A 14787-nucleotide genomic window follows, 5' to 3' on the forward strand; every position below is an offset into this window, starting at 1 on the left:
CCGAGCCTTCTTACTTTGCAAGGGAGTTGGAACGTGATCGACATCGCGAAGGAATACCGGGTGGCGCTGCCGGCCTGGATCGACGACGAGTTGGCCGACGTGCCCCCCGTCGTCCCCGACCGCGACGACCGGATGCGCCTCGTGCACCGTCTCGCGGACCGCAACTGGCGTGAGGGCAACGGCGGTCCGTTCGCGGCGCTGGTCGCCGAACAGGACACCGGCCGGATCGTCTCGGTCGGGGTGAACGTCGTCCTCGCCTCCGGTGTCTCCAGTGCGCATGCCGAGGTCGTCGCGCTCGGGCTGGCCCAGACAGCCGTTGGCGGCTGGGACTTGGGCGGGGACGGGCTGGCGGCGCACGAGCTGGTCGTCAACTGGCGTCCTTGCGTGCAGTGTTACGGCGCGACCATGTGGTCCGGGGTGCGCGGTCTGGTGGTCGCGGGCGAGGGGCCGGAACTGGAGGAGATCACCACGTTCGACGAGGGACCGCTCGGCGCGGACTGGGCCGAGCAGTTCGCGTCGCGCGGCATCAAGGTCGTACCGGACGTGCTGCGGGAGGAGGCGCTCGCCGTGTTCCGGAACTACCGGGACGCGGTCGACGCCGACGATGTCGTGGTCTACAACGCCCGCGGGGGTGGCGAATGACTCCGCCGCAGGACGCCGCCGGACCACGCTTCGCCACCGACGTCATCACCTTCTACCACCCGGCCTTCTGGGACCTCGACACCCCGGACGCCGTACGGGAGTTGGCCCTCGCCGATCCCGGAGGCTTCTGGGGGCGGATACTGGACGCGCTGGCCGAGGCCGGTGTCACCGGTGTCGAGCTGACCTTCGCGCCCGGCGACATCGAGTCGGCCCTGCGCGCCTTCGGCAGCGCGTCCTCGTTCCGGCGCGCGCTGGCGGACCGGGGTCTGAGCGTGGTGAGCGCCTTCGTCGCCGGGAGCGATGCCCCGGACTGGCTCCACGGGGACAACCTGCCCGCGATCGTCGCCGACGCCGAGCGACGCGCGGCCTTCCTGGCCGATGCCGGGGCGGACCTCCTGGTCACCGGGCTGCCCATGCGGACGACGTTCGGGACGCGTCCGCCCTTCTTCGTCGACGCCGCGTACATGTCCCGGATGGCCGACATCGCGCACGCGGTCGGCGACGCGGTCGCCCGGCTGGGTGTGCGGCTCGCCTTCCACACGGAGTCCAACAGCACGCTCTGGTACGAGCGGGACATCGATCTGTTCATGGCGCTGACCGACCCGCGCTATGTGTGGCTGTGCCCGGACTCGTGCCATATCGCACTCGGCGGCGGGGACCCGGTGGCCGTCGCGCGACGCCACGCGCAGCGGATCGCGCTGGCGCACTGGAAGGACGCGGTCGGTCCGATCGACGTCGAACTCACCATCGACGACACGGTGTTCGCCCAGCAGCAGCCCTATATGACCGAACTGGGCACGGGCGTCGTGGACTGGCGCGGCTGGGCCGACGCGATGTCCCGCACACCCGGCGCCGGCACGGTGCTCATCGAACTCGACGAGGCCCCGGACCCCGTGGCGGCGCTCCGGGCGGGGGTGGCCGTCGCGCGCCGGGCCCGGGGCTGATCGGCCGCGCACCCCGGACGGCGAACCGACGCCCGCAGATCCGTACCGCCCACCCGCGCCGGTCATACCTCGAACCGGTACCCCGTCCCCGGCTCGGTGATCAGATAGCGCGGATGTGCGGGGTCCGACTCCAGTTTCCGGCGGAGCTGTGCCATGTGGACGCGCAGATGGTTGGACCCGCTGTGCCGGGCGGCGCCCCACACCTCCTGGAGCAGGTGCTTGCGGCTGACGAGCCGCCCCGGGTTGGTCACCAGGATCTCCAGCAGATGCCATTCGGTGGGGGTGAGACGGATGTCCCGGCCCGCCCGTGTGGCCTTCTTGGCGCGCAGGTCGATGACGAAGTCGTCGGTCGTGACGACCGTCGCCCCCGGCGCGAGCGGGACCTCCTCCGTGCGGCGGACGGCGGCCCGCAGTCTGGCCAGGAGCTCGTCCATGCCGAACGGCTTGGTGAGGTAGTCGTCGGCGCCCGCGTCCAGCGCCGCCGCCTTCTCGTCGGACGACCGGCGTGCCGACAGCACCAGGATCGGTACGCGGGTCCAGCCGCGCAGTGCCCTGATGACATCGACGCCGTCCATGTCGGGCAGACCCAGGTCCAGTAACACGACGTCCGGCCGACGGGCCGCCGCCAGCCGGAGGGCCGTGGTGCCGTCGGGCGCCGCGTCCACTCCGTACTGGCGTGCCCGCATGTTGATCACGAGTGCTCGTACGAGCTGGGGGTCGTCTTCCACGACCAGCACCCGGGTCATCACGGAATCACTGGCCCCTGATCAGTTCCCTGAGCGCGATGTTGAGTTCGAGGACGTTGACCCGGGGCTCACCCATGAACCCGAGGGTGCGGCCCTCCGTGTGGTCGTCGACCAGCTTCCGTACCCGGGCTACGGACAGGCCGTCGCGCTCGGCGATCCGGTGGACCTGGAGGCCGGCGTAGGCCGGGGAGATGTCCGGGTCCAGGCCGGAGCCGGAGGACGTGACCGCGTCGGCGGGTACGTCGGACGGCCTGACCTTGTAGTCGGCGGTCGAGTTGTCCTTGACGACCTTGGCCTTGGCCTCCTTGACCCACTTGATCAGGTCGGGGTTGTCGGCGGAGCGGTTGGTGGCGCCGGACAGGATCAGCGTGTACTGCGTGTTGACCGAGTTCACACCCAGGCCATTGGCCGGGCGAGGCTGGAAGTAGTCCAGGTCGTACCCCTGTTGACCGATCAGCGAGGAACCCACCACCTTCCCCTCGGACCTGATCTCCGAGCCGTTCGCCGTGCCCGGGAAGACCGCCTGGGCAACACCTGTGACGGCCAGCGGGTAGATCACACCTGTGAGCACGGTCAACACCAGCAGGGCACGCAGCCCCGCTCCCATCAACCGGGCAGTGTTCGTAACCGAGTTGTTCATGACGTCACCCAATGCCGGGGATGAGGGAGATCAGCAGATCGATGATCTTGATGCCGATGAAGGGGGCGATCAGGCCGCCGACGCCGTAGATCCCGAGGTTGCGGCGGAGCATCCGGTCCGCGCTCATCGGCTTGTACCGCACGCCCCGCAGCGCGAGCGGGACCAGCGCGATGATGATCAGCGCGTTGAAGATGACGGCGGAGAGGATCGCGGAGTCGGGCGAGGACAGGTCCATGATGTTGAGCTTGTCGAGGCCCGGGTAGACGGCGGCGAACAGCGCCGGGATGATCGCGAAGTACTTGGCGACGTCGTTGGCGATGGAGAACGTCGTCAACGCGCCCCGGGTGATGAGCAGTTGCTTGCCGATCTCCACGATCTCGATCAGCTTCGTCGGGTTCGAGTCGAGGTCGACCATGTTGCCGGCCTCCTTCGCGGCCGACGTGCCCGTGTTCATCGCGACACCGACGTCGGCCTGGGCGAGCGCCGGCGCGTCGTTCGTACCGTCACCGGTCATGGCGACCAGCTTGCCGCCCGCCTGCTCCCGCTTGATGAGGGCCATCTTGTCCTCGGGGGTGGCCTCGGCGAGGAAGTCGTCGACGCCCGCCTCCTCGGCGATGGCCTTGGCGGTCAGCGGGTTGTCGCCCGTGATCATGACGGTTTTGATGCCCATGCGGCGCAGCTCGTCGAACCGCTCCCGCATACCCTCCTTGACCACGTCCTTGAGGTGGATGACGCCCAGCACCCGTGCCCCGTCGGTGTCTTCGACTGCCACGAGCAGCGGTGTACCGCCCGCTTCGGAGATCCGGTCGGTGAGCACGCCGGCGTCCTCGGACACCTCGCCGCCCTGTTCCCGGACCCAGGTGACGACCGATCCGGCGGCACCCTTGCGGATCTTCCTGCCGTCGACGTCCACGCCCGACATCCGGGTCTGGGCGGTGAACGCGATCCACTCGGCACCGGCCAGCTCACCCTGGTGACGCTCGCGCAGCCCGTACCTCTCCTTCGCCAGTACGACGATCGAGCGGCCCTCGGGCGTCTCGTCGGCCAGTGACGACAGCTGGGCAGCGTCGGCCAGTTCGGCCTCCGTCGTCCCCGCCACCGGCACGAACTCGGCGGCCTGCCGGTTGCCGAGCGTGATCGTGCCCGTCTTGTCCAGCAGCAGCGTGGAGACGTCACCGGCGGCCTCGACCGCCCGCCCCGACATCGCCAGCACGTTCCTCTGCACCAGCCGGTCCATGCCCGCGATGCCGATCGCGGAGAGCAGCGCGCCGATGGTGGTCGGGATGAGGCAGACCAGCAGCGCCACCAGTACGACCATCGTCAGATGGGTGCCCGCGTAGTCCGCGAGCGGCGGCAGGGTCGCCACCGCCAGCAGGAAGACGACGGTCAGCGAGGCGAGCAGGATGTTCAGCGCGATCTCGTTCGGTGTCTTCTGCCGGGCCGCGCCCTCGACCAGAGCGATCATGCGGTCGATGAAGGTCTCGCCGGGCTTCGTCGTGATCTTGATGACGATCCGGTCGGACAGCACCTTCGTACCGCCGGTCACGGCCGACCGGTCGCCGCCCGACTCCCGGATGACCGGCGCCGACTCCCCGGTGATGGCCGACTCGTCGACGGACGCCACACCCTCGACGACGTCACCGTCCCCCGGAATGATGTCGCCCGCCTCGCAGACGACGCGGTCGCCGATGCCCAGCTCGGTGCCGGGCACCTGCTCCTCTTCGTCCCCGTCGCCGGTCAGGCGCCGCGCGACCGTGTCGGTCTTGGCCTTCCTCAGCGTGTCCGCCTGGGCTTTGCCGCGCCCCTCGGCGACCGCCTCCGCCAGGTTGGCGAAGATCACGGTCAGCCAGAGCCAGGCGCTGATGGTCCAGCCGAACCAGTCGCCGGGGTCCTTGAAGGAGAAGACCGTCGTCAGCACGGACCCGACGAGCACCACGAACATCACGGGGGACTTGACCATCACCCGCGGGTCGAGCTTGCGGCAGGCGTCCGGCAGTGACCTCAGCAGCTGCCCGGGGTCGAAGAGGCCCGCGCCGACACGGCTTTCGACGGGCTTGTGCCCGGTGGGCGCGTCGTTGTGCGGCGCCCGGGTCGGAGTGGCTGTGGACATCGCGTCCTCTTGCTTCGTCGTGTCGGTGGTCATGACGCCAGCCCCTCGGCCAGCGGACCGAGCGCCAGCGCCGGAAAGTAGGTCAGACCGGTGATGATGAGGATCGCGCCCACCAGCAGACCCGTGAACAGGGGCTTCTCGGTCCGCAGGGTGCCCGCGGTGACCGGCACCGGCTGCTGCTCGGCCAGTGAACCGGCCAGCGCCAGGACGAACACCATCGGCAGGAAGCGGCCCAGCACCATGGCCAGCCCCAGCGTGGTGTTGAACCACTGGGTGTCCGCGTTCAGCCCGGCGAAGGCCGAGCCGTTGTTGTTCGACGCGGAGGTGTAGGCGTACAGGATCTCGGAGAAGCCGTGCGCCCCGCTGTTGGTCATCGAGTTGCCCGGAGTCGGCAACGCCATCGCGGCGGCGGTGAAGACGAGCACCAGGGCCGGGGTGATCAGGATGTAGCAGGCCGCGAACTTGATCTCACGGGTGCCGATCTTCTTGCCCAGGTACTCGGGCGTACGGCCGACCATGAGCCCGGCGATGAACACCGCGATGACCGCCATGATCAGCATGCCGTAGAGGCCGGATCCGGTGCCGCCGGGCGCGATCTCGCCCAGCATCATGCCGAGCATGGTGATGCCGCCGCCGAGCCCGGTGAACGAGGAGTGGAAGGAGTCCACCGCCCCCGTGGACGTCAGCGTGGTCGACACCGCGTAGATGGACGAGGCTCCGACCCCGAACCGGGTCTCCTTGCCCTCCATCGCGCCCCCGGCGAGCTGGAGGGCCGGCCCGTGGTGGGCGAACTCGCTCCACATCGTCAGGGCGACGAAGCCGACCCAGATGGTGGCCATGGTCGCGAGGATCGCGTAGCCCTGCCTGACCGAGCCGACCATGACCCCGAAGGTGCGGGTCAGCGCGAACGGGATCACCAGCATCAGGAAGATCTGCAGCAGGTTGGTGAACGGCGTCGGGTTCTCGAAGGGGTGCGCGGAGTTGGCGTTGAAGTAGCCGCCCCCGTTGGTGCCGATCTCCTTGATGGCCTCCTGCGAGGCGACAGCGCCCCCGTTCCACTGCTGGGACCCGCCCGTGCTGTGCCCGTTCAAAAACTGACCGACCTCGTGAATGCCGGAGAAGTTCTGGATGACACCGCACGCGACCAGCACGACCGCGACGACGACGGAGAACGGCAGCAGGATGCGTACGACGCCACGCACCAGGTCGGACCAGAAGTTGCCCAGCTCACCGGTGCGTGACCGGGCGAACCCGCGGACGAGGGCCACCGCGACAGCGATGCCGACGGCGGCGGAGACGAAGTTCTGCACGGCGAGCCCGGCGGTCTGCACGAGGTGCCCCATGGCCTGCTCGCCGTAGTACGACTGCCAGTTGGTGTTGGTCACGAAGGACACGGCGGTGTTGAACGCCTGGTCCGGGTCGATCGAGGAGAAGCCGAGCGAGCCGGGCAGAACGCCCTGGAGCCGCTGGAGCAGGTAGAGGAACAGGACACCCACGGCTGAGAACGCGAGGACACCGCGCAGGTACGCGGGCCAGCGCATCTCCGTGTCGGGGTTGGCGCCGATGCCCTGGTAGATCCACTTCTCGACGCGCCAGTGCCGGTCGGCGGAGTAGACCCTGGCCATGTAGTTGCCGAGAGGGATGTAGGCGAGCGCCAGTGCTCCTATGAGGGCGAGCAGCTGGAGGACGCCGGCGAGGACGGGACCCATGACGTGGCTCAGAACCTCTCCGGGAAGATCAGGGCCAGGACGAGATAGCCCAGCAGGGCGACGGCCACGACAAGGCCGACAACGTTCTCGGCGGTCACAGCTTCGTCACCCCCTTGGCGGCGAGAGCCACCAGCGCGAACACCGCGACCGTGATGACGACGAAGGCCGGATCGGCCATCGCGAGCTCCTAGCGAGACGTGGGGTGTGGATCGGTTCGGACAGTCCGAGCAAAGCGCCTCCGTGGCCGGATCCGGCCCCCGTTGACGGCTCCCATACGGCCGCCCACCTGGTCTTGACGGAACCCATACGCACCCGCGAGATGACCACGGGGATGTCCGCCGTACCCCTGATGACCCCGCCCGGCCGGTCGGATAATCGGCCGGTTCCTCCGAACGGGTCGATTCGATCTTCTTCACCGATCCCATACATAGCTCGATGGGGGTGTTCGCTCCACGAGACGAGGACACAGTGTTCAGAGCAGAACCCGGCACCAGCGCCTCGCGCCGGCGCCCGCACGACGCTCCACCGGGACGGCGGAGACGGCTCGCCGGTCTGACCGGTCTGAGTCTCGCGCTGGTCGCGACCGGTTCACCGGCGGTCGCGGCCACCGGGCTCGGCCCGCTCGCCGTGACCGCGCGGGCCGCCACCGGCGACGGCACCCTGACCGTGCGGGTCGTCACCGAGGTGGACGCGGACGGCGCGTACGACAGCGTGCTGGAGCCGGGCCTCGCCGGCGTCAAGGTCACCCTGACGGACGACGCCGGACAGGTCCGGACCGGGACGACCGCGGCCGACGGCACCGCCACCTTCGCGGCCACGACCGAGCTCACCGGCGGCAGGTACCGCGTCCAGGTCACCAACCCGGACCCCGACAGCCTCTCCCCCGCCGTCGCGGGCCTGGGCTCGGGCGCCGACGTCATCCGCGGCGATGTCGGCTTCGTCGATGTCTCCGGCGGTACGAACGTCACGTACACCACCGGTTTCTGGGAGCCCGGCGTCTACTGCCAGGAGAACCCGAGCCTGGTCACCTGCAACCTCACCAAGGGCGACGCGCCCGACACCTACAAGGGCCTGGTGTCCTTCGGCGGGAACTTCACCAACACCACCCCCGGCGGGACCGTCACGCAGCTGACCGACAACACGAAGCAGCAGGCCGTGTTCGGTATCGGCGTGGACCGCACCGGCAACAAGTACATGGGCACACTCGTCAAGCGGCACACGGCCTACGGCCCGGCGGGCAACACCAACACGATCTACCGCCAGTTCGGCACCGACACCACCGTCGACACCTTCGTCACGCTGCCCGGCACGCTCACCGAGCACGTGACCACGGACAACTGGCTGCACGACGACGCCGTCTACAGCAAGGTCGGCCGCGAGGGCATCGGAGACGTCGACGTCTCCGGCGACGGAAAGACGCTGTACGCGGTCAACCTCAGCGACTCCAAGCTGTACAGCGTGGCCATCACGGGCTCCGGCGACTCCGTCAGGCCCGGCACGCAGACGCCGTACGGCATCCCGAGGCCGCGGGCCTGTGTCGGCCAGTGGCACCCGTACGGCATCGGCGTGCGCGGCAAGCGCGTGCTGGTCGGCGGGGTGTGCGGCGCCGAGACGACCGTCACCTCGGACCTCGCGTGGGGCGACCCGACCCAACTGAGCGCGCACGTCTACGAGTTCAAGAACGGCACGTTCAGCGAGATCTTCACGCACGCGCTGGACTACCCGCGCGGCTGCGCCTACCGGTTCACCGGTCTGCCGGCCGACGCCTACCGCTGCAAGAAGCCGTCCACGGTCGGCCAGGTCATGAGCGCGGAGTGGGAGGCCTGGAACGAGCGCGTCCCGGGCACGGAGACGCACTCGTTCATCTCCGCCCCTCAGCCCATCCTGTCCAACATCGAGATCGCCGACAACGGCGACCTGGTGCTCGGCTACCGCGACCGCTTCGGCGACATGACGGGTACCGCCACGTTCGCGTACAACAGCACGATCCGTCCGCTGCTGACCGGCGTCGCCGCCGGTGACGTACTGCGCGCCTGCAAGTCGGGGACGACGTACACGCTGGAGAACAACGGTTCCTGCGGTGCCCTGACCGGCAACAGGCCGGGCAACGGCGAAGGCCCGGGCAACGGCGAGTTCTACAGGGACTCCCGCCGGGTGGGCCCCAACGCCACCACGATCGACGCGGTCCACGACCAGATCACCGAGGGCGGCACGGTCCTCCAGCCGTACCGCAACAAGGTGTGGAGCACGGCCTACGACCCGTTCAACGCCTTCCAGCAGGGCGTCCGCCGCTGGACCGCGAACAACGGCGCGGTCGAAGGCAATCTCCTCATCCAGCCGACCTGGAACAACGACCTCGCCCTCCGCCAGAACCTGTTCGGCAAGGCCAACGGTCTCGCCGACCTGGAGCTCGTCTGCGACCAGGCGCCCGTCCAGATCGGCAACCGGGTCTGGTACGACTCGAACGGCAACGGCGTCCAGGACCCGTCCGAGCCGCCCGTCGCGGGCGTCCGCGTCACGCTGACCCCGCCGACCGGGCCGGCGCTGACCACCACGACCGACGCGAACGGCGAGTACCACCTGGGCACGGAAGACGGCCTGAAGCCGAACACGGAGTACGCGGCCACCTTCGACCACAGCGGGATCAACCCGTCGACGCTGCCTGGCTCCCCGACCCTCGCCCAGCTGAAGTGGACCCAGCGGGGCGCCGGTTCCGACCGCGCGCTCGACTCGAACGTCGACCCGTCGGGCCGGACCACGGTGGCCGTGGGCGATCCCGGACAGGTCAACCACACGATCGACGCGGGCCTGGTCGGTCCGGTCAACAAGCTGGGCGACCACGTCTGGTACGACACCAACGGCAACGGCGTCCAGGACCCGGGCGAGCCCGGTGCGAAGGACGTCACGGTCGAGCTGATCGACCCCGCCACCGGTGACATGATCAAGACCATCAGGACGGACGCGGCCGGGAAGTACCTGTTCGGCGACCTGTCCGACGGGCGCTACAAGGTCTGCTTCCGCAGTCCGCGCGGCTACCTGTGGACCAGGCAGAACGCGGGCGGGACGGGTGACGACTCGGTCGTCGACCCGACCGGCGGCTGCTCCCCGGTGGTCACCCTCGGCCCGGGCAACCGTCAGGACCTCACCCTCGACGCGGGCCTGGTCAAGGAGTTGGCGCTGACGGTCGTCAAGACCGACAAGAAGACCGGCAAGCCGCTGCGCGGCGCGGTCTTCCAGCTGTGGCTCGACAGCAACGGCAAGACCGGCCTCCAGCGGGCCGGCGCCGACCGGGACCGGATGGCCGGCGACTGTGTCACCGGCCGGACGGGCAAGTGCTCCTTCGACGACAACCGGATCGGCACGTACTACCTCGTGGAGAAGGACGTCCCCGAGGGCTACGTCCTGCCGGACAACCCGGTCTTCGGCCCCTACCGGCTGACCCTGACCAACGGTACGGGCTCCGAAGGGCTGATCGTGAAGATCGCCAACAAGCGGGGTGAGCCGTGCAAGGGCAAGAAGTGCTGACGCCCTGCCCAGTGGGGTGACGGCCGCGCACCCGGGAGGGTGACGCGGGGCGGGCCGCGTACCGGTGTCGACCGGTACGCGGCCCGCCCGCATGTAGAGACGTCCCATGCGACGTATCAGGAGTGGCACGACCGAGAAGACACCAGGGACGCCGAGGCAGCGCAGGGTACGGCGGGCCTGGTGGGCGGTGGGCGTCCTCACCGCGGCGGCCTGCGCCGGTCTCCTCCTGACCGGCGGTGGCGATTCCGGCCCCCGGCCCCTCTCCGCCGACGAGGCACAGCGCCTGGCCCTGGCCCGCTTCCGCACGTACCGGATCAGCCCCTCGGAGATCACCGTCCACACGGCGTCGGGCGACGGCACGGCCGTGGTCCGCGCCGTTGTCGACCATCGCCGGCACCGGGCCGTCGGGTGGTACGAGGTGACGGGCTCCGGACGTCCGAACGGCGGCCTGCTCGCCTGGGACCAGAGCGGGCTGGCGGTGGCCGACGGGTCCCCCACGGCTCCCCCCGAGGACGCGCTGCGCGCGGCGGGGCGGCTGAAGACGACCGCGTGGACGCGCCGCGCGTTCGGCGCCGCACCACTCGACACCGCCCTGCGACTGGCCCTGTCGCTGGGCGCCGACCGGCCCGACAACGCGCAGCTGCTCGCGCAGTCGGGGCCGTTGCGGTTGCGAGACGAGCACCTGGACGGTCGGCGCTACGACGTCTTCTCGGGGCCGCGGCCCCGTCCGAACGCGTCCGCGTCCCCGGCCGGCCCTCGCGGCGACCGCTCTCCGCTGTCGTACTGGATCGATGAGGAGGGGGGTATGCGGCGCGTTCGGGCAGACCTCGGGAAGGGCCGGACGATCACCATGGACCTGGGTGGAGTTCGGGTGCGGGGGGTCAGCAGGTTGCCGGGGGCGCCCTGGGGTGAGCGTTAGCCGGTCCGACGGGCGGTGCGGGTCCGCTGTGGCTGGTCGCGCCCACGCGGCGGAGCCGCACATCGACAGAGCCCCGCGCCCCTCAAGGGGCGCCGTTGCCACCCGGCAACTCGAACTCCTCCGGGGTCACCTTCCCCGGTAGGCCCACCGCCGCCCGCGCCGGAGTCGTGGTGGCGCCGGGCATCTGCTGCTGGCTCGGTGGCGCCGGTACGTCCTGGAAGGAGAGGCCCGGGGGTGCCTGGACGAGGGTCGGGTGGCCCAGTGGATCGCGGACCAGCCCGGTGTCCGGCTCCGCCCGCACAGCACCCCGCGCCCCCTTTCCACAGCGTGTCTCGCGGGGCAGTCGCGGCGGGCTGGTGAGTGCCTCGCCGTTGCCGGTGAAGCAGTTGCCGGCCGGGGTGCCGGTGGCCAGGACCAGGTCGGTGCCGTTGCCGGTGACCCGGTTGGCACGCACGGTGTTGGCACGCGCGGGATAGCCCTGTACGTCGCTCAGCAGCACCCCGGCCGACCTGTTGCCGCTGATCAGGTTGCGTTCGATGACGTTGGCGCGCCCGCCGCCCGCCCCGACGCCGATCCCGAAGCCGCCGTCGGCCTGCTCGGGGCCGGCCTCGTCGTTGTTGTCGGTGAGCGTGTTGCCCGCGACGACGGCGCCGTGCTGCGGGCCGAGCGCCTCCAGGTCGTTGGAGTTGAGGGTCAGGCCGACCCGGTTGCGGCGGGCCCGGTTGCCCAGCAGATAGAGCCGTTCGGAGGCGTTGGTGACCTCCAGGCCCACCGCGTTGTGCTCGACGGTGTTGTGCCGGACGACGGTGTCGCAGGGGCGGCACTGGCCGACGTAGATCCCGGAGTCGGCGTGTCCGGAGGCGTAGGAGTGCTCGATGATCCCACTGCGGGCGTCGAAGGCGTAGATGCCGTACAGCGCGTTGTTGTACGCGGTGACGTAGGAGGCCCGGAAGCCCTTCAACGGGGGGAACTTGACGGTGTCGAGCGGGTCGTACGCCGAACCGCCGGCGCGGCCCGCCCGCAGGGCGGACTCGTCGGTCACGCCGGTGAACAGGACACCGTTGGCGAGGTGGTCGCGGACGGTCAGGTTCTCCACGACGGAGCCCGTGCCGGTCACGGTGATGCCGTTGGCGCGCTCGAACTCCCCGTCGACGACCACCCGGGAGCGGTCGAGGCCGCGCAGCACGACCCGCGCTTTCGAGACGGTCACGCTCTCCCGGTAGACGCCGGGTGACACCAGGACGAGACCGCCCTCGCCGACCCGGTCGACCGCGTCCTGAAGGGAGCCGGTGTCCTGCGGCACCCGGACGACCGAGGCGGGCGCGGCCCCGCCGGAGCCCCGGGGCGAGGGACTTGTGCAGGCGGTGGCGCCGGTGAGGAGGCAGACGGCGACGAGCAGGCCCCGGGAGAGGGTTCGCCGGGACGCGGTTCGTGGGACTCGCGCAAAGAGCATGTTTGACACGACCGCAGATATATCGTCCCTTTCACTCCTATGACAGCACATGCCTCTTCCCCCACGCCCGACGGCGCGTCGGCCCCCGCACGCCGGGACGTCCTGACTCGCGCCGCTGCCCTCGGCGCCCTCGCCGCCACCGCCTCCGGGTGTGCCGACGACACGCGTTCCCGTCCCTCCGCCGCCGCGGGTCCGCAGGCGTTCCGCTTCCGGGGCCCGCGCCAGGCCGGTGTGACGACCCCTCAGCAGACCGCCGCGCTCGTCGTGGCGTACGACCTCGCCCCGGCGGTGCAGGGAGCGAGCGGCGTGCGTGCCCTGCGGGAGGTGTTCGGGCACTGGACCCGGGCACTGGCGGAGGTCCTGGACGGCGAACTCGCGCCGCCGGCCCGCCTGCAGGCGACGGAGATCAAGAAGATCGGGGGTGCCGGGAAGGCCCGGCTCACCGCGACCGTGGCGGTCGGCCCCCGGCTCCCCCGGCTCCTCTGTGTCACCGCGCCGCCCGCGCTGCGCGAGCTGCCGCCGTTCCCCGACGACCGGCTCGACCCCGCGCACGGCGGCGGCGATCTGCTGCTCCAGCTCTGCGCCGACGACCCGCGCGTCACGACGGCCGCCGCGAGCGCGCTGACCCGGCTGGCGGGCGCCACCCTGCGCCCGCGCTGGCGGCAGACCGGGTTCCTGCCGCCGACGCCGGCCGGGCAGACACCGCGCAACCTGCTCGGCTTCAAGGACGGCACGGAGAACCCGTCAGCCAAGGAGTGCGAGCGCTGGGTGTGGTCCGACGACGCCACGATCCTCGTCGTACGGCGCGTCCACATCGACGTGGCCGGCTTCGCGGCGCTCAGTACCGCACGTCAGGAGAGGGTCATCGGGCGGCACCGGGAAAGCGGGGCGCCGCTGGGCCGGCGGCACGAACACGATGACGTGGACATCTTCGCGAAGACCCCGCAGGGGCGGTACATCATCCCGCTGGGGGCGCACGTACGGGCGGCCAGTCCCCGGCTGGACTCGGGCGCGCGGATGCTGCGCCGGGGCTACAGCTACGACGCCGGGCCGGACGACCGGGGTCTGCTGTTCCTCGCCTTCATGCGGGATCCCGCGCTGTTCGCGCGCGTCCAGCACCGGATGACGGCGACGGACGACCTGAGCCGCTTCATCGAGCACCGGGGTTCGGCGGTGGCGTACGTCCTTCCGGGTGCTCTTCCGGGCGAGGACCTGGGGGCACGTCTGCTGGCGTGAGAGCGTCCGCGGACTCGGCCGGCTGGGGCCTCAACTTCCGTTCCGTACCCGGCTTCACTCCCCACACGTACACGGCGTCGTCCACGGCGAGGGTGTTCCACAGCCGCTGGGCGTCGTCGAGGCGCAGGTTGACGCAGCCGTGGGAGCCGCCGGTGAACAGGTCGCCGGGAGTGCCGTGGAAGGCCTGGCCCTCGCTGAAGAACTGGGAGTACGGCATGGGCGCGTTGTCGTACAGGTCGGAGTAGTGGTCGAGGTCCCGCCAGTAGACGGTGAACCAGCCGGTGCGGGTCTCGTGGCCGTCACGCCCCGAGCGGATGGGCACGGGCGCGTACACGACCCGGCTCCCGGTCTGGACCCACATCAGCTGCCGGGTCAGATCGACACAGGCGACGCGGTAGGTGCGGACCGGGCACTTCCCGCCGGCGTTGGGGTTGGCGCGGGCCTCGACGACGAGCATCGTGCGGTAGGTCGTGAGACCCGCGTAGCCGTCGGCGGGCCGCACCCCGTTGCGGGTCTGGAAGGTGCGGATCGCCTCGCAGTCGGCGGGCGTCTGCCGGCCGTCCGCGGGCAGCTTCAGATGTTCCTCCAGCTCTTGCTGGTAGGGGCCGGTGCCGGCGGTGCAGGCCTCGGGCGTGGGTGCGGCGGCGGCCGTGGCGACTCCGGCCGGCACCAGCGCCGCCAGGAGGAACCCCACGGCCACCGCCGACATCGTCACTCGGGATCTCGCCACAGCGCCTCCTCAGCGGGCCGGCATACGTCCTCCTCCCAGAGATACGTCACTTCGGTGGGGCGGGGCCGGTCGGGCTGGGCCGAGCGGGCTAAGGCGTTCCGCTCCCTCGGCCGACGACCTCGGAGACGGTCCG

The 14787-nt window shown here is 70.6% G+C and carries 12 protein-coding genes; 5 read left to right on the forward strand and 7 right to left on the reverse strand.

Annotated features, from left to right (window positions below):
• The first annotated feature begins 33 nt into the window (after positions 1-33).
• Complete coding sequence (locus ACW4TU_RS07620; RefSeq protein ID WP_457425915.1) at positions 34-642, forward strand: tRNA-specific adenosine deaminase; 609 nt, start codon at positions 34-36, stop codon at positions 640-642.
• Positions 639-1586, forward strand: a complete 948-nt coding sequence (locus tag ACW4TU_RS07625) for a sugar phosphate isomerase/epimerase family protein (RefSeq protein ID WP_457425917.1) — start codon at positions 639-641, stop codon at positions 1584-1586. The genes ACW4TU_RS07620 and ACW4TU_RS07625 overlap by 4 nt, the downstream gene beginning before the upstream one ends.
• Before the next feature lie 62 nt (positions 1587-1648).
• Here ACW4TU_RS07625 and ACW4TU_RS07630 read toward each other — a convergent pair whose 3' ends face one another.
• From ACW4TU_RS07630 to kdpF, 5 genes are read right to left on the reverse strand one after another with little or no spacing between them, the layout of a single operon-like run.
• Complete coding sequence (locus tag ACW4TU_RS07630; RefSeq protein WP_457429965.1) at positions 1649-2332, reverse strand: response regulator; 684 nt, start codon at positions 2330-2332, stop codon at positions 1649-1651.
• Positions 2333-2339: 7 nt separating this feature from the next.
• The gene (locus tag ACW4TU_RS07635) at positions 2340-2972 is read right to left on the reverse strand and encodes a potassium-transporting ATPase subunit C (RefSeq protein WP_457425919.1); all 633 of its coding nucleotides are present in this window, start codon (positions 2970-2972) and stop codon (positions 2340-2342) included.
• Positions 2973-2976: 4 nt separating this feature from the next.
• Positions 2977-5115, reverse strand: coding sequence for a potassium-transporting ATPase subunit KdpB (gene kdpB, locus ACW4TU_RS07640; RefSeq protein WP_457425921.1), 2139 nt, complete (start codon positions 5113-5115; stop codon positions 2977-2979).
• Positions 5112-6791, reverse strand: a complete 1680-nt coding sequence (kdpA, locus tag ACW4TU_RS07645) for a potassium-transporting ATPase subunit KdpA (protein ID WP_457425923.1) — start codon at positions 6789-6791, stop codon at positions 5112-5114. Before kdpA ends, kdpB begins: the two co-directional genes overlap by 4 nt.
• A gap of 8 nt (positions 6792-6799) precedes the next feature.
• The gene (gene kdpF / locus ACW4TU_RS07650; protein WP_009326374.1) at positions 6800-6889 is read right to left on the reverse strand and encodes a K(+)-transporting ATPase subunit F; all 90 of its coding nucleotides are present in this window, start codon (positions 6887-6889) and stop codon (positions 6800-6802) included.
• Between the two features lie 370 nt (positions 6890-7259).
• Between kdpF and ACW4TU_RS07655 the strand changes: the two genes are divergently transcribed.
• Positions 7260-10316, forward strand: coding sequence for an SdrD B-like domain-containing protein (locus tag ACW4TU_RS07655; RefSeq protein WP_457425925.1), 3057 nt, complete (start codon positions 7260-7262; stop codon positions 10314-10316).
• A 106-nt stretch (positions 10317-10422) separates the two neighbouring features.
• The gene (locus ACW4TU_RS07660; RefSeq protein ID WP_457425927.1) at positions 10423-11235 is read left to right on the forward strand and encodes a hypothetical protein; all 813 of its coding nucleotides are present in this window, start codon (positions 10423-10425) and stop codon (positions 11233-11235) included.
• Positions 11236-11317: 82 nt separating this feature from the next.
• On the opposite strand, the gene ACW4TU_RS07665 is transcribed toward ACW4TU_RS07660, so the two are convergent.
• Entirely contained in the window at positions 11318-12688 is a 1371-nt protein-coding gene (locus ACW4TU_RS07665; RefSeq protein WP_457425929.1) for a right-handed parallel beta-helix repeat-containing protein, read from the reverse strand.
• Between the two features lie 39 nt (positions 12689-12727).
• On the opposite strand from ACW4TU_RS07665, the gene ACW4TU_RS07670 reads away from it, so the two are divergent.
• On the forward strand, positions 12728-13924 hold the full coding sequence (locus ACW4TU_RS07670) for a Dyp-type peroxidase (RefSeq protein ID WP_457425931.1): 1197 nt from the start codon (positions 12728-12730) through the stop codon (positions 13922-13924).
• Here the strand turns inward: ACW4TU_RS07670 and ACW4TU_RS07675 are convergent.
• Complete coding sequence (locus tag ACW4TU_RS07675) at positions 13839-14654, reverse strand: L,D-transpeptidase family protein (protein WP_457425933.1); 816 nt, start codon at positions 14652-14654, stop codon at positions 13839-13841. The genes ACW4TU_RS07670 and ACW4TU_RS07675 overlap by 86 nt on opposite strands.
• Positions 14655-14787 lie beyond the last annotated feature (133 nt).

This window comes from Streptomyces kryoterrae (assembly GCF_054072135.1).

Excerpts from the sequence above, each read along its gene's own strand:
- ACW4TU_RS07625 (WP_457425917.1), top strand. The coding sequence starts at position 639 with ATGACTCCGCCGCAGGACGCCGCCGGACCACGCTTCGCCACCGACGTC.
- ACW4TU_RS07630 (WP_457429965.1), bottom strand. The coding sequence starts at position 2,332 with ATGACCCGGGTGCTGGTCGTGGAAGACGACCCCCAGCTCGTACGAGCA.
- ACW4TU_RS07635 (WP_457425919.1), bottom strand. The coding sequence starts at position 2,972 with ATGAACAACTCGGTTACGAACACTGCCCGGTTGATGGGAGCGGGGCTG.
- kdpB (WP_457425921.1), bottom strand. The coding sequence starts at position 5,115 with ATGACCACCGACACGACGAAGCAAGAGGACGCGATGTCCACAGCCACT.
- kdpA (WP_457425923.1), bottom strand. The coding sequence starts at position 6,791 with ATGGGTCCCGTCCTCGCCGGCGTCCTCCAGCTGCTCGCCCTCATAGGA.
- ACW4TU_RS07660 (WP_457425927.1), top strand. The coding sequence starts at position 10,423 with ATGCGACGTATCAGGAGTGGCACGACCGAGAAGACACCAGGGACGCCG.
- ACW4TU_RS07665 (WP_457425929.1), bottom strand. The coding sequence starts at position 12,688 with ATGCTCTTTGCGCGAGTCCCACGAACCGCGTCCCGGCGAACCCTCTCC.
- ACW4TU_RS07670 (WP_457425931.1), top strand. The coding sequence starts at position 12,728 with ATGACAGCACATGCCTCTTCCCCCACGCCCGACGGCGCGTCGGCCCCC.